This is a genomic window from bacterium (assembly GCA_016708315.1).
GTDB lineage: Bacteria > Zixibacteria > MSB-5A5 > CAIYYT01 > CAIYYT01 > JADJGC01.
Map to the genome: position 1 here is coordinate 270,694 of JADJGC010000002.1, position 13,349 is coordinate 284,042.

Consider the following 13,349-nt stretch of genomic DNA (forward strand, 5'->3'; position numbering starts at 1 on the left):
TGGCACTGACGTAGGAAATGGCAAACTATGCGGACTCTTCTACCATGTTATTCCTCTGCAGCAACACGCGCCCGTCGATCCGGAATCACCCACATCAAAGCAACGCCGATATATAGAAGGTCAGATATTGTCGGATGGAGCCAGGCTAATCCAATTCCCGCAATATACAACAAAATCGAGAGCCTGCCCTTGAGGTCGGAACCCAGAGATTGCGCCAGCTTGGAATCGCTGCCCAAATGGGCAACGATCGTGGCCTGCAGGATTGTGTACGAAATCGCCGCCATCAGCAATACACCGCCATAAAGTGCAGCCGGCCACGGAGCGCTGTGGTTTTCACCCAGCCAGGCTGTAAAGAACGGCACCAGTGAAAGCCAAAACAGCAGATTCAAATTCGCCCACATAATCGCTCCATTGACTCGCGGAGTTGCATGAAGCAAATGATGATGGTTATTCCAGTAGATGCCGATGTAGATGAAACTTAACAAATAGGTCAAAAGGGATGGCACCAAAGGCCGCAGCGCATCGATATCGGCGCTGTGTGGTGCCTTGAGCTCAAGAACCATGATGGTAATGATAATGGCCAATACGCCATCGCTGAATGCTTCGAGTCGACTTGACTTCATGGACCCAATAATATCAAATGAAAGGTTTCATTCAAGTCGAAAGTGAGTGAAGGGGAGAGTCTCCGTCAATTTGGATCAGTTGCGTGGGACGAGTCTACGAACAACAACGCCGACTGCCGCGCCAAGCAGCGCCGACGGAACGATAAACAAACTCGCAATCACCAACTCAAATGGCCACAGATTGTGGCTCGTGGGATCAGCAATGACATCGAAAATCACACGAACGACTATCGCCGCCATCGCTCCAACCGCAACCGAAGCGCCGATCATCATCGATTGTCTGAGGACCCGTGAGGCAAAAATCATCGCAGCCGCAACCGATATCAGTGCAAACACCCACCAGCTCGGAATCACTTGAATCTCGCTGTAGGATGGCGGCCACCAATATGCTCCGACCGCAATTAGGGCTACGACGAAACCCGCAACGAGTCGTTTGGATGCGAATCTTTCTGGCTTTGGCGTTTCAACCATTCCGCAAACTACTACTTGCCAAGTTCTGTTACAAGAGATTTTCCGTCTCGAGAAGCAAGTCGCTTCTCATTTACTGCATCAAATATTCGCGATAACTTCCTGCAATGAAGAAAGTTGAGCGCGCGACAAGAAAATCCAATCGCTTCAACTTGGGTATTGCGCTCAGAGTTTGTGTCTACTATCTTTGTCTATTATTGATGACTAGTTGGTAACTGCAAATCCGTCGGTGCTGTGATCAAGGATGATTCCATTTTGATGTATTGCGGCTCCGGCAAAGTATCTCTTGAAAGGAGAACAAATGATCAAGAAACTATCACTAATCGTGGTCCTTGCAATGCTCGCACTCACGACTGCGTTCGTCGTCGCCGCCGATGAAAAGCCGTGGCTCGACTTCACCAATTGCGATTTCTGCAAGCCGTGGATGTCGACCGGTCTCATGAACGATATGACCCACGAAATGGTCGCCACCAAGACCGGCGTCATGACCGTCATGACTTGCCCGGCGAAGCGCATGGACGAATTCAAGAAGACCAGCGCGATGATGAACGAAATCGGCGCCAAAGCCGGCAAAGGCGAACCCGTTCACATGTGCGGTAGCTGCGAAGCCATGGGCGGCCTGTTTATGCGCGGTGCTGCTATGGAAGAAGTCTGGCTCAAGGAAGGCATGGTCATGCTGATGACCTCTTCCGATCCGGCTCTCGTTGCTGATATGCACAAGTGGGCAAAGAAGAACAACGAGGAGTACGCTAAAATGCCTGCTCCAAAAGCCGACACCAAGTAGATTTCCTACAATGCTCTCCGGCAGAGGAAATCAGCCTCTGCCGGTTTGCTTTCTTCGCCAATTTCACCACGACAGTTTTCAAATGTGATTGACGCAACTCACGCGTGCTGATATCGTATACCTACCTTGACCATAATCACTTTAGCTACCATCGAAAGGAGACTTCATCATGTCCGACGGAAAACGCAATGCGCTAAATTGGTTCGAAATTCCTTCCAGCGACTTTCAGCGCGCAAAGAAATTCTACGAGACCATTCTTGGCGCCGAATTGCACGCAACTACCATGGGCGACTACCAGATGGCTTTCTTCCCGATGGATGAAGGCAAAGTCGGCGGCGCAGTGACTCATCATGCCATGATGAAACCGAGTGCCGACGGTACAACTGTCTATCTCAACGCCAATCCCGATCTCACGACAATCCTCGACCGCATCGGCAAAGCCGGCGGTCAGGTGATCGTTCCCAAAACCGAAATCACTCCTGAAATCGGATTCTTCGCGATGTTTATTGATTCCGAAGGCAACAAGGTCGCGCTGCATTCGCAGAAGTAATCTCGAATTTAGATTAGAAAAAAATCGCCGCGACGACTCTCTGAATCGTCGCGGCAATTTGATTTGTTGCGTGGCAATTCGATCAACCGGTATTGCGCATGCCCGCGGCAATGCCAGCAATACTGCCCATAAGAGCCTGCACCAATTGTGCATCGGGAGTACTCTCATTACGGGAACGTCGCAGTAGTTCTACCTGAAGTAAGCTTAACGGAAAAGTGTAAGGCGTTCTCACTCTCAAAGAGCGGGCAATGACCGAATCTTCTTGAAGCATTTCCGAATGTCCGGTCAGCTGTCTCACGCTTGACGAAACTCGCGCAAGTTCGTCGCGCAGACTGTTGCCGACGTTGTGTAGTTCCTCCGGAACAAGTGTTGTCTCGTAGTGTGACAGTATCAATGGTTCAGTTTTTGCCAACACCATCTCCAACATATCGAGAATTGACCGGAAGAATGGCCACGCGTGCGCCATTTCCAACAACCGCTGGCGGTGTCCATTGTGCAGTGCGGACTCAAGCGAAGCGGAAATTCCCAACCAAGCTGTGAGCGGAAACCGAACTTGCGCCCAGGCGAAAACCCAGGGAATTGCGCGCAAACTATCGATTGAAGTTACCTGCCTGCGTCTTGCCGGGCGACTTCCAAGCGGCAACTTCTGCAGTTCGTTAACTGGAGTCGCGGCAGAAAAATAATCTATGAAAGTCGCATTGTCGCGGACTGTCGACCGGTAGCTCGCCAGTGATTCAGCTGCCAATTCATCCATCGCACTGCGCCATTCCGGTTGTGGTTCCGGCGGTGGCAGAAGCGACGCTTCAAGAACAGCAGACGTATACAGTTCGATAGTACGGACAGCAATTCCTACCATTCCAAATTGCGCGCGAATAACTTCACCTTGCGCGGTAATACGCAGGGAGTTTCCGACAGTCCCCGGCGGCTGCGAAAGCAGAGCCTTGTGAGCCGGAGCGCCGCCGCGACTGACAGATCCGCCTCGACCGTGAAATAGGGTCAGCGTCACACCGTATTTATTACAAACGGCGCCAATCTGTTCCTGAGTGTTGTACAGTGCCCAAGCTGCTGCCAAATAGCCGCCATCTTTTGCCGAGTCCGAGTAGCCAATCATGACTTCCTGATGATTGCCAATTTGCTGTCGGTACGATTCCTCGCGCAATAGCAATTCTATCGTCGCTGCGGCGCCTTTAAGATCAGTGAGCGTCTCGAATAGCGGCACAACTCTCATCGGTGTACGGACTCCTGCCAATCGCTGTAACAGGTAAACCGCGAGCACATCGGACGGTGATGACGCCATCGAGATTACGTACGCGCCAAGTGATGCACTCGGTTGTCTGGCGATTACGGCCATAGTCTCGAAAACTTCGCCAATCTCCGGAATCGAGCTTGAAACTGCTGGTAGTTCATCTTCAGGAACGCTGAGGTACCGTAGTAGAAATGATTGCCGCTGCGCCTCATCCCATTCCCGGTAAATTCCGAGCCCCATTTGTTCGGTTACCGCACTTAGTGCGTCGGTATGTCGGCTTGATTCTTGACGAATGTCAAGCCGCAGTAATGATATTCCGAAACATGCGAGTCGGCGAATCGTGTCGCTCAACTCACCTCTTGCTATTGAACCCAATTTGCTTTCTACCAACGAGCGATAGCACATCATCAGCGGTGCAAGTATTTCGTCGCTATTTGTGTAGACATTACTGTCTTCCACTGAGAGCCCTTGCAGTCTACCCAGAGCCCAGTCGCGTGTTGCCGAAAGACGGCTACGAACCTGTGCCAACACGGTGCGATAAGGTTCATTCGAGTCGCCGACATAGGCGCGAAATTCGGAACTGCATTTTGACATTGACAAATCTGCATATAGATGCTCGATGTCTCGAAGGAATAGATTTGCTGCCGTCCAGCGGTTCATCAGGATTACCCGCTCGGTAACCGCGGCCGTAACGTATGGATTCCCGTCGCGATCTCCTCCCATCCATGAAGCAAAATGTACGGGTGAACAGCCAACCGGAAGAGCCTCTCCGGTACTGCGCTGGACAGTGCCCTCAAGCTCTCGCAAAAAACGCGGTACCGCTTGCCAGAGATAACGCTCAATGACATTTGCGCCCCAGCGGGCTTCATCGAGCGGCGTCGGTTGAGTGTCGCGAACATCCGGAGTATGCCACGCTGCCAGGATCAATCTTCGCAGCTGCCGATGAATTTCGTTTCGTTTAACCGGTGACAGGTCGCTGCGATCCAACAGCTCAAGCGATTTTGCTATTCCATCATGCTTGTTAATGATTGTTCGGCGACAAACCTCGGTCGGATGCGCAGTCAACACGAATTCAATTCGCAGTTCACTCAATGCATTTAGGATTGCAGATGGCTCGTGACCGGCCTTAGTCAAACGAGGTAGAAGCTCCTCGAGCGATCCGCCTTGCGGGCGCGGCTCCAGAAGTGTCTGGTAACTTCGGCGACGACGAATCCGGTGATATTGCTCAGCAATGTTGGCCAGATTTAAGAATTGAGAAAAAGCGCGAGTGAGCATGAGCAGATCATCAGGAGCGAGTCCAGTTAGAATGCGAACAAGTCGCTCAGCGTTTTCGCCGCCATCTCGATGTGCACTCTCTGCCAGGCTTCGGATGGTCTCAATTCGATCGAGCGCCTGTTCACCGACCTGATCGCGAATGACCTCTTCCAAAAATTGCCCGAGCAGCGCAATATCGTCGTACAGCCGGCTATGTGGATCTCGGGGTGCGTGGGATATCTTGGGTAATGTTTGTTGTAGCATGTGTGGATATTATCGACCCGCGAAGACCCCAAATTGAGTAAATTGTTTGAGCGACGATAAAATTGCACTCGCGGCACGCCCATAGTCGTGCAACTCGTTGTGGTTGATAGTTGCCAGATTCGGGTAGGATTGGTAGTCTTGATCAAAACCACCATAACACGAGGCGCGAAAGATGAATTACAAGCCCGGGATTGGCCATGTTGAGCGGGTCGACCTGACAGTTAAGGACGTCGACCTAGAAATTCATCTCCCCCGACAATGTCGTCACCGCCTTGCCTTCAAGCAGTGCGCGATTGCCGGCAACGGTCACTCGCATCACGCCGCCTCTGGCCGATGCTTGATACGCGACGAATGTGTCCTGCCCAAGCCGTTTCTGCCAGTAGGGTCCAAGTGCGCAATGCGCCGAGCCAGTCACTGGATCCTCATTAATCCCGACCGCGGGTGCAAAGAACCGCGATACGAAATCGTACTTATCAGCTCCCTTTGCAGTGACGATCACACCATGTACTCCAAGAGCCAAAATTGCCGCAATGTCAGGTTTCAGTTCCCGCACTTCTTGTTCCGATGATAATTCAGCAATAATCGTGTGGTGTGTCATCGCAACCAAAGTCGGAGTCGCGCCGATGGCGCTGGCGAGGTCTCGATTCTCATAAGGATTCGAAGGTATCGCCGGAAAATCGAGCTGAATCCAGCCGTCCGCAAGTTGTTTCGCCGTCAACTCGCCGCTATTGGTATCGAATCGAATCGTCTCGCCGCCTTGGACCAGCTTCTCAGTCCACAACACATGAGCCGATGCAAGTGTTGCGTGCCCGCACAAATCGATCTCAACGGCCGGTGTGAACCAGCGAAGACGAAAGCGATTGCCGCTGCCGACAAGAAATGCCGTCTCCGCCGAGTTAACTTCAGCCGCAATCTTCTGCATCAGTGATTCATCAATAGCAGCATCAAGTAGACACACGCCGGCGGAATTTCCGCCAAATGCCTTCTCCGCAAAAGCGTCAACGATTCGAATCGGCACCTTCATACTTACACTTGCTCCTCGGTGAATGGCCAGACTTCGTAGATGTCGCGTAAAGCAATATGCCGCGACTCAATTCTGTGAGCTTAATATACGAGTTGGAAGAGAGAAATGTAACGTGGTCTTGCGGTATGCTACCAGGAATTTTCGCCGACAGTTGTCCCACTGCCCGAACAGCCGGAACCGGCATCAAGTACCGTGTTCGAATTCGCCCAAACCTCGCCGGTCGAGGCCTTGTATGCCCAGCCGCCGCGAGTGCCGACAACGACGCCTTTTGTGACACCAGTCACGATTGAGTCTGGAGCATTCGTCTGAAATGGATTCGGTGGCATCTTTTGCTCCATGACCCGTCCAACCGTACGAAGCGTATCGATCGGAGGAAATGCCGCCGAGCCTCGCTTTACAATATTCTGCGACTGCCAGGTGCTCAATCCACCGCGGATGCCGCCCAGTGCCGCTTTGCACGCACTGCGCCTGGCGTCGAGCGTCAAATCCTGATACTTCGCAATCGCAAAGGTGGACAAAATCCCCAACACAACAATGATAATCACGATCTCAATCAGCGTGAAACCTGCCTGCTTATCTCTGATAGATACCATACCTATTATTCATCGGCCAATTCGTCTGGTTGTTTAAGCGACAGCAAAATCCAAAGAAGCGAAACTTGCTCTTGATTCCAACTCCGGCTGAAATTATCGTACAACCTATAGAAATGGAACTATCAACGACCGTTAAAACGAAATGGACCAAGTGAAGAAACGAGTGGGAGAGCTGAATCATGCGCAAAGTCAATCTACGTGAGAAATTCAATCTAATCGACGAATACGAATCCCCCAAAATCGTAGGTGAACTCAACGGTCAGTATGTGAAACTCTCGAAGCTCAAAGGACCATTCGTCTGGCACTCCCATGAGAACGAGGACGAGCTGTTTCTGGTTGTTCAGGGGAGACTCAGAATGCAGCTTAGAACCGGCGACGTGATCCTCGATGAAGGTGAGTTCTTCATTGTCCCACGCGGCGTCGAGCACAACCCGATAGCGGAACCGGAATGTCACATCATGTTGTTTGAGCCAAAGACAACTCTCAACACCGGTAACGTGACCAATGAAAAGACGGTTGACAACCTCGAATGGATTTAGTTAACCGATAGCGTTAAATTATTGTAGTACAGCGCATTACTGTTCAGCCGCACCGCTTTCCAGAAAAATCTTGAGAAAATCTGCAACATAATTTGTTAAGTGTGCGTTACAATATGTAAATGTTGCTTGACATATTGCCAACTACGGATTACTTTATGGAAAACATACTTATCACTGCAGGAGAGGTTCTATGAAATTAGACAGCCAAAAATCAGGATGGGGGGCCATGATAATCTCAATCGCGCTGTTCTTGCTCGCATCAATAGCTGCTCGTGGGCTATTGAACCAGAATGGTTTAAGTGACACAACTAGAGTGTTACTTGCGCTGTTGCCAATTGGTCCTTTTTGCTGGATGCTGTGGAAATTCATCGCCGGAATCGCCAGTCTTGACGAGCTTCAGAAGAGGATCCAGCTTGAGGCTCTCGCGATTGCCTATCCGGTAATGATGGTCTTCCTTATGACCCTCGGACTGCTCGATATTGCCATCGGTTTGAGCTATGAAAACTTCGGGCTGAAACACCTTTGGTACTACATGCCTGCGTTCTATTTCCTCGGCCTCTTCGTCGCAAAACGGAGGTACGAATGAGAACCACTCTGAAAGTTCTGCGCGCCGAACGGGACTGGTCTCAGGCCGACTTAGCCGAAAAGCTCGGCGTCTCCCGGCAGACAATCAACGCAATTGAGACCGGCAAGTATGACCCGAGTTTGCCGCTTGCATTCAAGATTTCACGATTGTTTGCCAGACCGATTGAGGATATTTTCTTTGGCCACGAACAATAGCGGACGATTCTTGTTAATTCAAAGCGGACTACACACAGGAGAATCAGATGGCAGACAAACTTCACAAGTATCGCGGCAAGGAAATAGAAGTCACTTTCGATGCCAAGCGTTGCATTCACTCAGCCGAGTGCGTCCGTGGATTGCCTCTGGTTTTTGATACGTCTCGAACACCTTGGGTCCTACCCGATGCCGCCGCATCAGACAAGGTCGCCGAAATTGTCCGGCGCTGCCCAACCGGAGCGTTGCATTACCGTCATGTCGATACCGCTCTCGATGAATCAACCCCGTCCGAAAATGTTGCAGTGCTGGCCAAGGATGGGCCGATTTATCTAACTGGCGATCTCGAGATTCTCGACGCCGGCGGGGAAGTGATACTCAAAGACACCCGCATCGCTTTGTGTCGCTGCGGCGCCTCCAAGACAAAGCCACTCTGTGACAACGCGCACCGCAAGTCCGGCTTCAAAGACTCGGGTGCTATCAAGTTCGTACAACAAGACGCAGATGATCCTGCAATTCATCCCAAACTGCGAATTCAACCTTCGCCCAATGGACCGCTTCTAATCGACGGCGACGTTACCATCATCGATTCCAGCGGAGCAAACAAGTCGCAAGCGAATAGTCCGGCATTCTGCCGTTGTGGCGCTTCCGGCGCAAAGCCGTTTTGCGACGGCAGCCACAATCGCGTCAATTTCTCAGATCAGTAGTCCTCAAGAAGACGCACGCTCAAACAGAATATTCTTCGCTCTTGGCAAACTCAGCCTCATCGCGTGAATGCGATCATTTTCATCCCGTTCAAACCGAATCTGCGTCTGCCCGCCCTGTGCAACGAATTCATCCTTGATCGTCGGTTGCGCCGGAATCTGTCCCGTTGTTCCTTTTTCGGCGAATCGCAATACATCACCCTCAAGTGATAGCACGAATGTCAGCTCAAGCTCCCTGCATCGATACTCGCCAACGTACTGGTCGAGATTCGGTGGCATCGTATCCACCCTGAAGGGCTGGAACCGCGCTGTTTGTTGACCCGCAATAGCCAACTCAATCGTCAACTCTCCCGATGGCAACTTCTGGTATGCTACAGTTCCTTGCAGCGCAATTCCGGTCGGAAGAAATTCATTGTCACTAATCGGCATTAAGTCAAAGTTGAAACCTGTCGACGTCGCCACCGACAACGCCGTGTCATTCGGCGTGATCGTCCAGATAGTCCCAGTGTTCGGATTTCGAAATGCGCCCGCTTTCGCTTCAAGCGCCGGGCGCGAAAGCGTAACAAATTTTGCCGGACTCGTATCTGCCAACTCCTTTGGTAGAGCTCGCGGCAGGTACAGATCGGCAACTTGATAGGCAAGTCCTGTCGCTTCGATGGTCGCAAGATTCGCAAGCACAATGACAGTCAGATGCTGTTCGGGAAACCGCGCAATCTCCGACCTAAACCCAAAGTATGCTCCACCGTGCCGGATCACGTGATGTCCGTTGTTTTCGTCATGTCGCAGTCCCAGAGCCCAGACCATAGTGTCGCCATTGTTCAGGACAGTGCGTGTCTCCAGCTTTCGCATCAAGTTGGGATCTTTCTTGCCCAGCTTGTTCTCGTAGAAGTTCGCATCCCAAATTGCCAGATCCCCAACATCCGAGAGTATACCGCCATCGCCGATATTAGTCGCAATTGAAGCGCCGCTCCAGTAACCGCCGTCAGGAAACGGACCGTAACTCGAAGTACGGTGCTTGACGATGCGATAGGGGTCATCGAAGAAAACCGCGTTCTTCATTCCAAGAGCATCGAGTATGTTTTCCTGCGCGAATTGTGCCATCGGCATTCCGCTGACACGTCGAACCACTTCAGCGAGCAGGATAAACCCTGAATTGCTGTACATGTGTTGTTCGCCGGGCGGGAAGTTCAATTCGCTTTGGCTGTAGATCAGTTTGAAATACTCCTCATCCGGATAGTTGTTGCCGATCCCCATGCCCTTGAGTGTCAACAGGTCAAAATAATCCCGGATACCGGAAGTGTGCTGCGCCAGATGTCGCAACGTTATCTTCCACGGATACTGTGGAAATTCTGGGATATGCTTGCGTAGGTCGTCATCAAGTGAGAGCTTGCCTTGCTCTTCAAGCAGCAATATCGAAGTCACGGTGAACTGCTTGGTATTGGAACCGATATCAAGTACCGAGTTGACAGTCATCGGCACATCATTGTCCAGATCGGCCAACCCGTAACCCTTGGCAAAGATCGTCTTGCCGTCTTTCACTACTGCAATCACGCAACCGGGACTCCCAGAGGCAGAATAGGGCGCACAAATCGAGTCAATGCTCGCCCCCGGATTAGTTGCCGCCATCAACGGCATCGATATTGACGCGACTATTAGTGCGATAATCAGATGTCTTCTGAAGTTCATGCTCGAATCCTCTCTCAGATGAAGGGCCGGTTCATTAGGTAAGTGATTACCTAAATAACTGCGATTGAGTTATCATACGCAATCTGCCTCTCGAAGTTGCAGACCGCTGGCCGTAAGAGAGTATCCGTAAACGAATTTTACCGTGGTCGCGCCTGGTTATACGTTACACCGTGCTCGAGATAGAATTTGAGCAGTGTGACTGCCTCGCCCCAGCCGGTTGCACATTCGAGAATCATGGCGCGCCCGTCTGGAGTGTTGGGATATCCATCTTCCGAAACAGCAACGACCGTCGCACCGTCCTTCGGTGTCAGCTCAAAAGTGATGACCGTCGGGTGGTCCTTGCCAACTGGATACCACTCGAACACGAAAAGATTTGGTCGTTCAGCGCGATGAACCTTGCCCTCGGCGCTGACTGTGTAGTTCTGCGGTCCCCAATCCTTCCACCGGAACACGATTCGACCGCCCGGCTTCGGATCGACTTCACTGTCGCTGGTGAAAAACGCATTCCAACCTTCGCCGGAGGTTATCGTGTCATAGACCCTTTCTGGACTGACGAAGATCAGACTTTGGTGGCGAATCGCCTTGTCGAACATTTCCGGCATACGGCTATCCTTTCGATTAGAGATTGTAGGTACCACCAAAATAGGGAATAGTAGTTTATGCGCACGAACTTCTTGCCGCGCCATTTGGAGATTGTCAGTAGAACTAAGAAGAGGGCGACACTAATGTCGCCCTCCACTGTGAGGTCAACTCGACTTCGCCGAAGCTAACTCAAACTTCAGCCAAAATTCCTTTTTTCCCGAATCGCGCATCCCGCCAGGTCCGCCTTTACCACCACCGCGATTTCCCATACCTCCGCCGGCACCCATTCCACCGCCCATTCCGCCACCGGGAGGTGGTCCTCCCATTCCTCCGCCTTGTCCGTCGCCATCCGGCGGACGCATCCGTTCCTGCATCTTCTTCTTATCAGCGTCGGACATATATCCAGTTTCAATTCCGATCATCAACTCGGAGTTGGCTTTCGGCGCTATGCCATATCCCGACCCAGCTTCTTCAACAATCGGAACCTTGAATTCAATCGCGTAGATCTCTTTGCCGAATGTCGCCGCAGCCGCTGGCCCATTGTCGCCATTGGACGGTATCTCCGATGATTCCTTCTTCTCAATGACTGTAATCAGCCGTCGTAACCGCGCCTGCTCTTCTTTCATCTTTTCGCGCTGATCTTCCATTTCCGCGCCGAAGTGCATTCCTTCCGGCATCTTTCTTTCGGTATCGGACAATCGACCCGCGCGATACCGGAGCCCATAATCCCGCTTCTTTTTGCCGTCTCCGTTCAGCCAAACCACCACTCCGCTTCGTTCCAGTTGGGTTATGGTCGCCTCGCTCTTCGAAATGATCATCAAGTAGATTGCCGCCGAGTCATTTGAAACTGCAATCGCGGTCCTATCGTCGTCAAAATAGTTGAACGCAATATCCCGCCACTCATCGCCGTCGCCGTCAACCGTCGGAACTGCCTGCATCCAAACCGACTTCACATCCTCAGCAACAGCGTTCGCAAAAAACGGCAGAGTCAGCAACAACATCAAGACTTTCAACATACGGCAATACTCCTTGTTCGTGATCCAGCGCCTACCACAAGACTTGGACACCCGACTCCGCAGAAAACCAGCGATGAATGTTAAGAAGTGATTTATTCCGAAGTGACTATTTGTTGCTCTTTCGAAGTGGATACTCACTGGCCAAAATGCCATAAATCAGATCGTCATGGAAAACGTCTTCAACCTTATGGTGTTGTCTCAGCCGCGCCTCCAGCGCAAAACCGTGCGACTCCAAAAGCGCAATCGATGACGTATTGAACGCGCCGGTTTGGGCATGAATGCGATTCATGTTGAGCTCCTCGAAGAGATACCGCACCAGCAATCCCAGAGCCTCCGAGGCATAACCTTTGCCGCGAAAGTCGGGACCAATCAAATAACCAATCTCTGCAGACTGGTTGCGCGTGTTGACATTGAAATAGCTGATACGGCCAACGAAGATGTCGTCCGCAATCCGGCGAACCGCCAGCCGTTTCGGGGCATTGGGTATCGCTGGTGCCCGAAATCGCTCCAGCGTCTCCTCAAGCGTCATCGGTTCGACCGGCCAACACGTCATCCGTTCCGGCGGCGAATTCCAAAACCACTCATAGAACTGAATGACATCCGCCTCTGTCATATCGGTAAGCCGGACATTCGTTCCTGTAAGAAGCAAATTCTGCATAGCACATATTATGCAATTTCCAGTCATTCGACGCAAGCAGGCATCCGTGTCCCGCCAAATTTGTAAAAGTGATAGACATAACGAATCCATGTTATGCATATTTATGCTTGACTCTTGACAGCCTCGCTCGTATATTACCAGCAGGTTAAGTAACCACGAGGTTCAATATATGATATCGCAAGACCGACTCAGCGCCACTTTCTCCGCCTTGGCCGACCCGACTCGCCGCGGCATACTCGCCACGTTAATGGCAGGGGAGGCATCGGTGCAGAAACTCGCAGCGCCATACGCAATGACCCTTCCGGGATTTTCCAAACACCTGAAAGTTTTGGAAAGGGCGGGTCTCATCGAACGCAGCCGTTCCGCTCAGTGGCGACCGTGCCGATTGAGCGCGCGCCCGTTGAAAGAAGTCTCAGACTGGCTGGAGCGTTACCGCATCTTCTGGGAGGCGAGTTTCGACCGTCTCGACGACTACCTGCGCGAGCTCCAATCGCAAGAGAGTACAAAAAGCAATTCTCTTATCAAGAAGTCGCGGACGACCACTGTCGCCGCGAAGCGGAGGAAAAGTGGCAGAAGGTGAT

The 13,349-nt window shown here is 51.7% G+C and carries 16 protein-coding genes; 7 read left to right on the forward strand and 9 right to left on the reverse strand.

Going from position 1 to position 13,349, the window contains the following annotated elements; all coding sequences use genetic code 11:
- Positions 1–47: 47 nt before the first annotated feature.
- Together IPH59_01460 and IPH59_01465 are read right to left on the reverse strand one after the other, a co-directional pair.
- Positions 48–623, reverse strand: a complete 576-nt coding sequence (locus IPH59_01460; protein MBK7090381.1) for a DUF1211 domain-containing protein — start codon at positions 621–623, stop codon at positions 48–50.
- Between the two features lie 75 nt (positions 624–698).
- Complete coding sequence (locus IPH59_01465) at positions 699–1,094, reverse strand: hypothetical protein (GenBank protein ID MBK7090382.1); 396 nt, start codon at positions 1,092–1,094, stop codon at positions 699–701.
- 298 nt (positions 1,095–1,392) lie between these two features.
- Between IPH59_01465 and IPH59_01470 the strand changes: the two genes are divergently transcribed.
- Together IPH59_01470 and IPH59_01475 are read left to right on the forward strand one after the other, a co-directional pair.
- Positions 1,393–1,875: a hypothetical protein gene (locus tag IPH59_01470; GenBank protein ID MBK7090383.1), complete on the forward strand. Its 483-nt coding sequence runs from the start codon at positions 1,393–1,395 to the stop codon at positions 1,873–1,875.
- A 169-nt stretch (positions 1,876–2,044) separates the two neighbouring features.
- Positions 2,045–2,425, forward strand: coding sequence for a VOC family protein (locus IPH59_01475; GenBank protein ID MBK7090384.1), 381 nt, complete (start codon positions 2,045–2,047; stop codon positions 2,423–2,425).
- An 82-nt stretch (positions 2,426–2,507) separates the two neighbouring features.
- On the opposite strand, the gene ppc is transcribed toward IPH59_01475, so the two are convergent.
- The 3 genes from ppc to IPH59_01490 all read right to left on the reverse strand — a co-directional run bounded on the left by ppc (position 2,508) and on the right by IPH59_01490 (position 6,806).
- Positions 2,508–5,189, reverse strand: a complete 2,682-nt coding sequence (gene ppc, locus IPH59_01480) for a phosphoenolpyruvate carboxylase (GenBank protein MBK7090385.1) — start codon at positions 5,187–5,189, stop codon at positions 2,508–2,510.
- Between the two features lie 235 nt (positions 5,190–5,424).
- Positions 5,425–6,213, reverse strand: a complete 789-nt coding sequence (locus IPH59_01485) for a PhzF family phenazine biosynthesis protein (protein ID MBK7090386.1) — start codon at positions 6,211–6,213, stop codon at positions 5,425–5,427.
- Positions 6,214–6,341: 128 nt separating this feature from the next.
- Complete coding sequence (locus tag IPH59_01490) at positions 6,342–6,806, reverse strand: prepilin-type N-terminal cleavage/methylation domain-containing protein (GenBank protein ID MBK7090387.1); 465 nt, start codon at positions 6,804–6,806, stop codon at positions 6,342–6,344.
- Positions 6,807–6,985: 179 nt separating this feature from the next.
- Here IPH59_01490 and IPH59_01495 point away from each other — a divergent pair, with 179 nt between their 5' ends.
- The 4 genes from IPH59_01495 to IPH59_01510 all read left to right on the forward strand — a co-directional run bounded on the left by IPH59_01495 (position 6,986) and on the right by IPH59_01510 (position 8,829).
- Positions 6,986–7,345, forward strand: coding sequence for a cupin domain-containing protein (locus tag IPH59_01495; protein ID MBK7090388.1), 360 nt, complete (start codon positions 6,986–6,988; stop codon positions 7,343–7,345).
- A 226-nt stretch (positions 7,346–7,571) separates the two neighbouring features.
- On the forward strand, positions 7,572–7,931 hold the full coding sequence (locus IPH59_01500; GenBank protein MBK7090389.1) for a hypothetical protein: 360 nt from the start codon (positions 7,572–7,574) through the stop codon (positions 7,929–7,931).
- Complete coding sequence (locus IPH59_01505) at positions 7,928–8,125, forward strand: helix-turn-helix transcriptional regulator (protein MBK7090390.1); 198 nt, start codon at positions 7,928–7,930, stop codon at positions 8,123–8,125. Before IPH59_01500 ends, IPH59_01505 begins: the two co-directional genes overlap by 4 nt.
- A 47-nt stretch (positions 8,126–8,172) precedes the next feature.
- A complete protein-coding gene (locus tag IPH59_01510; protein MBK7090391.1) occupies positions 8,173–8,829 on the forward strand; it encodes a CDGSH iron-sulfur domain-containing protein in 657 nt (218 codons plus the stop codon).
- A 3-nt stretch (positions 8,830–8,832) separates the two neighbouring features.
- On the opposite strand, the gene IPH59_01515 is transcribed toward IPH59_01510, so the two are convergent.
- From IPH59_01515 to IPH59_01530, 4 genes are all read right to left on the reverse strand, one after another.
- Positions 8,833–10,512 carry a serine hydrolase gene (locus tag IPH59_01515; GenBank protein ID MBK7090392.1) on the reverse strand — a complete coding sequence of 560 codons (1,680 nt, stop codon included), beginning with the start codon at positions 10,510–10,512 and terminating at the stop codon, positions 8,833–8,835.
- 137 nt (positions 10,513–10,649) lie between these two features.
- A complete protein-coding gene (locus IPH59_01520) occupies positions 10,650–11,114 on the reverse strand; it encodes an SRPBCC domain-containing protein (protein ID MBK7090393.1) in 465 nt (154 codons plus the stop codon).
- A 144-nt stretch (positions 11,115–11,258) separates the two neighbouring features.
- Entirely contained in the window at positions 11,259–12,110 is an 852-nt protein-coding gene (locus IPH59_01525; GenBank protein ID MBK7090394.1) for a hypothetical protein, read from the reverse strand.
- Positions 12,111–12,216: 106 nt separating this feature from the next.
- Positions 12,217–12,768 carry a GNAT family N-acetyltransferase gene (locus tag IPH59_01530; protein MBK7090395.1) on the reverse strand — a complete coding sequence of 184 codons (552 nt, stop codon included), beginning with the start codon at positions 12,766–12,768 and terminating at the stop codon, positions 12,217–12,219.
- Between the two features lie 169 nt (positions 12,769–12,937).
- Between IPH59_01530 and IPH59_01535 the strand changes: the two genes are divergently transcribed.
- Positions 12,938–13,348: a helix-turn-helix transcriptional regulator gene (locus tag IPH59_01535; protein ID MBK7090396.1), complete on the forward strand. Its 411-nt coding sequence runs from the start codon at positions 12,938–12,940 to the stop codon at positions 13,346–13,348.
- Position 13,349: the final 1 nt, after the last annotated feature.

What these genes read in the sequence shown, in the direction of transcription:
- IPH59_01460 (MBK7090381.1), bottom strand. Translation starts at nt 623, where the DNA reads ATGAAGTCAAGTCGACTCGAAGCATTCAGCGATGGCGTATTGGCCATT.
- IPH59_01465 (MBK7090382.1), bottom strand. Translation starts at nt 1,094, where the DNA reads ATGGTTGAAACGCCAAAGCCAGAAAGATTCGCATCCAAACGACTCGTT.
- IPH59_01470 (MBK7090383.1), top strand. Translation starts at nt 1,393, where the DNA reads ATGATCAAGAAACTATCACTAATCGTGGTCCTTGCAATGCTCGCACTC.
- IPH59_01475 (MBK7090384.1), top strand. Translation starts at nt 2,045, where the DNA reads ATGTCCGACGGAAAACGCAATGCGCTAAATTGGTTCGAAATTCCTTCC.
- ppc (MBK7090385.1), bottom strand. Translation starts at nt 5,189, where the DNA reads ATGCTACAACAAACATTACCCAAGATATCCCACGCACCCCGAGATCCA.
- IPH59_01485 (MBK7090386.1), bottom strand. Translation starts at nt 6,213, where the DNA reads ATGAAGGTGCCGATTCGAATCGTTGACGCTTTTGCGGAGAAGGCATTT.
- IPH59_01490 (MBK7090387.1), bottom strand. Translation starts at nt 6,806, where the DNA reads ATGGTATCTATCAGAGATAAGCAGGCAGGTTTCACGCTGATTGAGATC.
- IPH59_01495 (MBK7090388.1), top strand. Translation starts at nt 6,986, where the DNA reads ATGCGCAAAGTCAATCTACGTGAGAAATTCAATCTAATCGACGAATAC.
- IPH59_01500 (MBK7090389.1), top strand. Translation starts at nt 7,572, where the DNA reads ATGATAATCTCAATCGCGCTGTTCTTGCTCGCATCAATAGCTGCTCGT.
- IPH59_01505 (MBK7090390.1), top strand. Translation starts at nt 7,928, where the DNA reads ATGAGAACCACTCTGAAAGTTCTGCGCGCCGAACGGGACTGGTCTCAG.
- IPH59_01510 (MBK7090391.1), top strand. Translation starts at nt 8,173, where the DNA reads ATGGCAGACAAACTTCACAAGTATCGCGGCAAGGAAATAGAAGTCACT.
- IPH59_01515 (MBK7090392.1), bottom strand. Translation starts at nt 10,512, where the DNA reads ATGAACTTCAGAAGACATCTGATTATCGCACTAATAGTCGCGTCAATA.
- IPH59_01520 (MBK7090393.1), bottom strand. Translation starts at nt 11,114, where the DNA reads ATGCCGGAAATGTTCGACAAGGCGATTCGCCACCAAAGTCTGATCTTC.
- IPH59_01525 (MBK7090394.1), bottom strand. Translation starts at nt 12,110, where the DNA reads ATGTTGAAAGTCTTGATGTTGTTGCTGACTCTGCCGTTTTTTGCGAAC.
- IPH59_01530 (MBK7090395.1), bottom strand. Translation starts at nt 12,768, where the DNA reads ATGCAGAATTTGCTTCTTACAGGAACGAATGTCCGGCTTACCGATATG.
- IPH59_01535 (MBK7090396.1), top strand. Translation starts at nt 12,938, where the DNA reads ATGATATCGCAAGACCGACTCAGCGCCACTTTCTCCGCCTTGGCCGAC.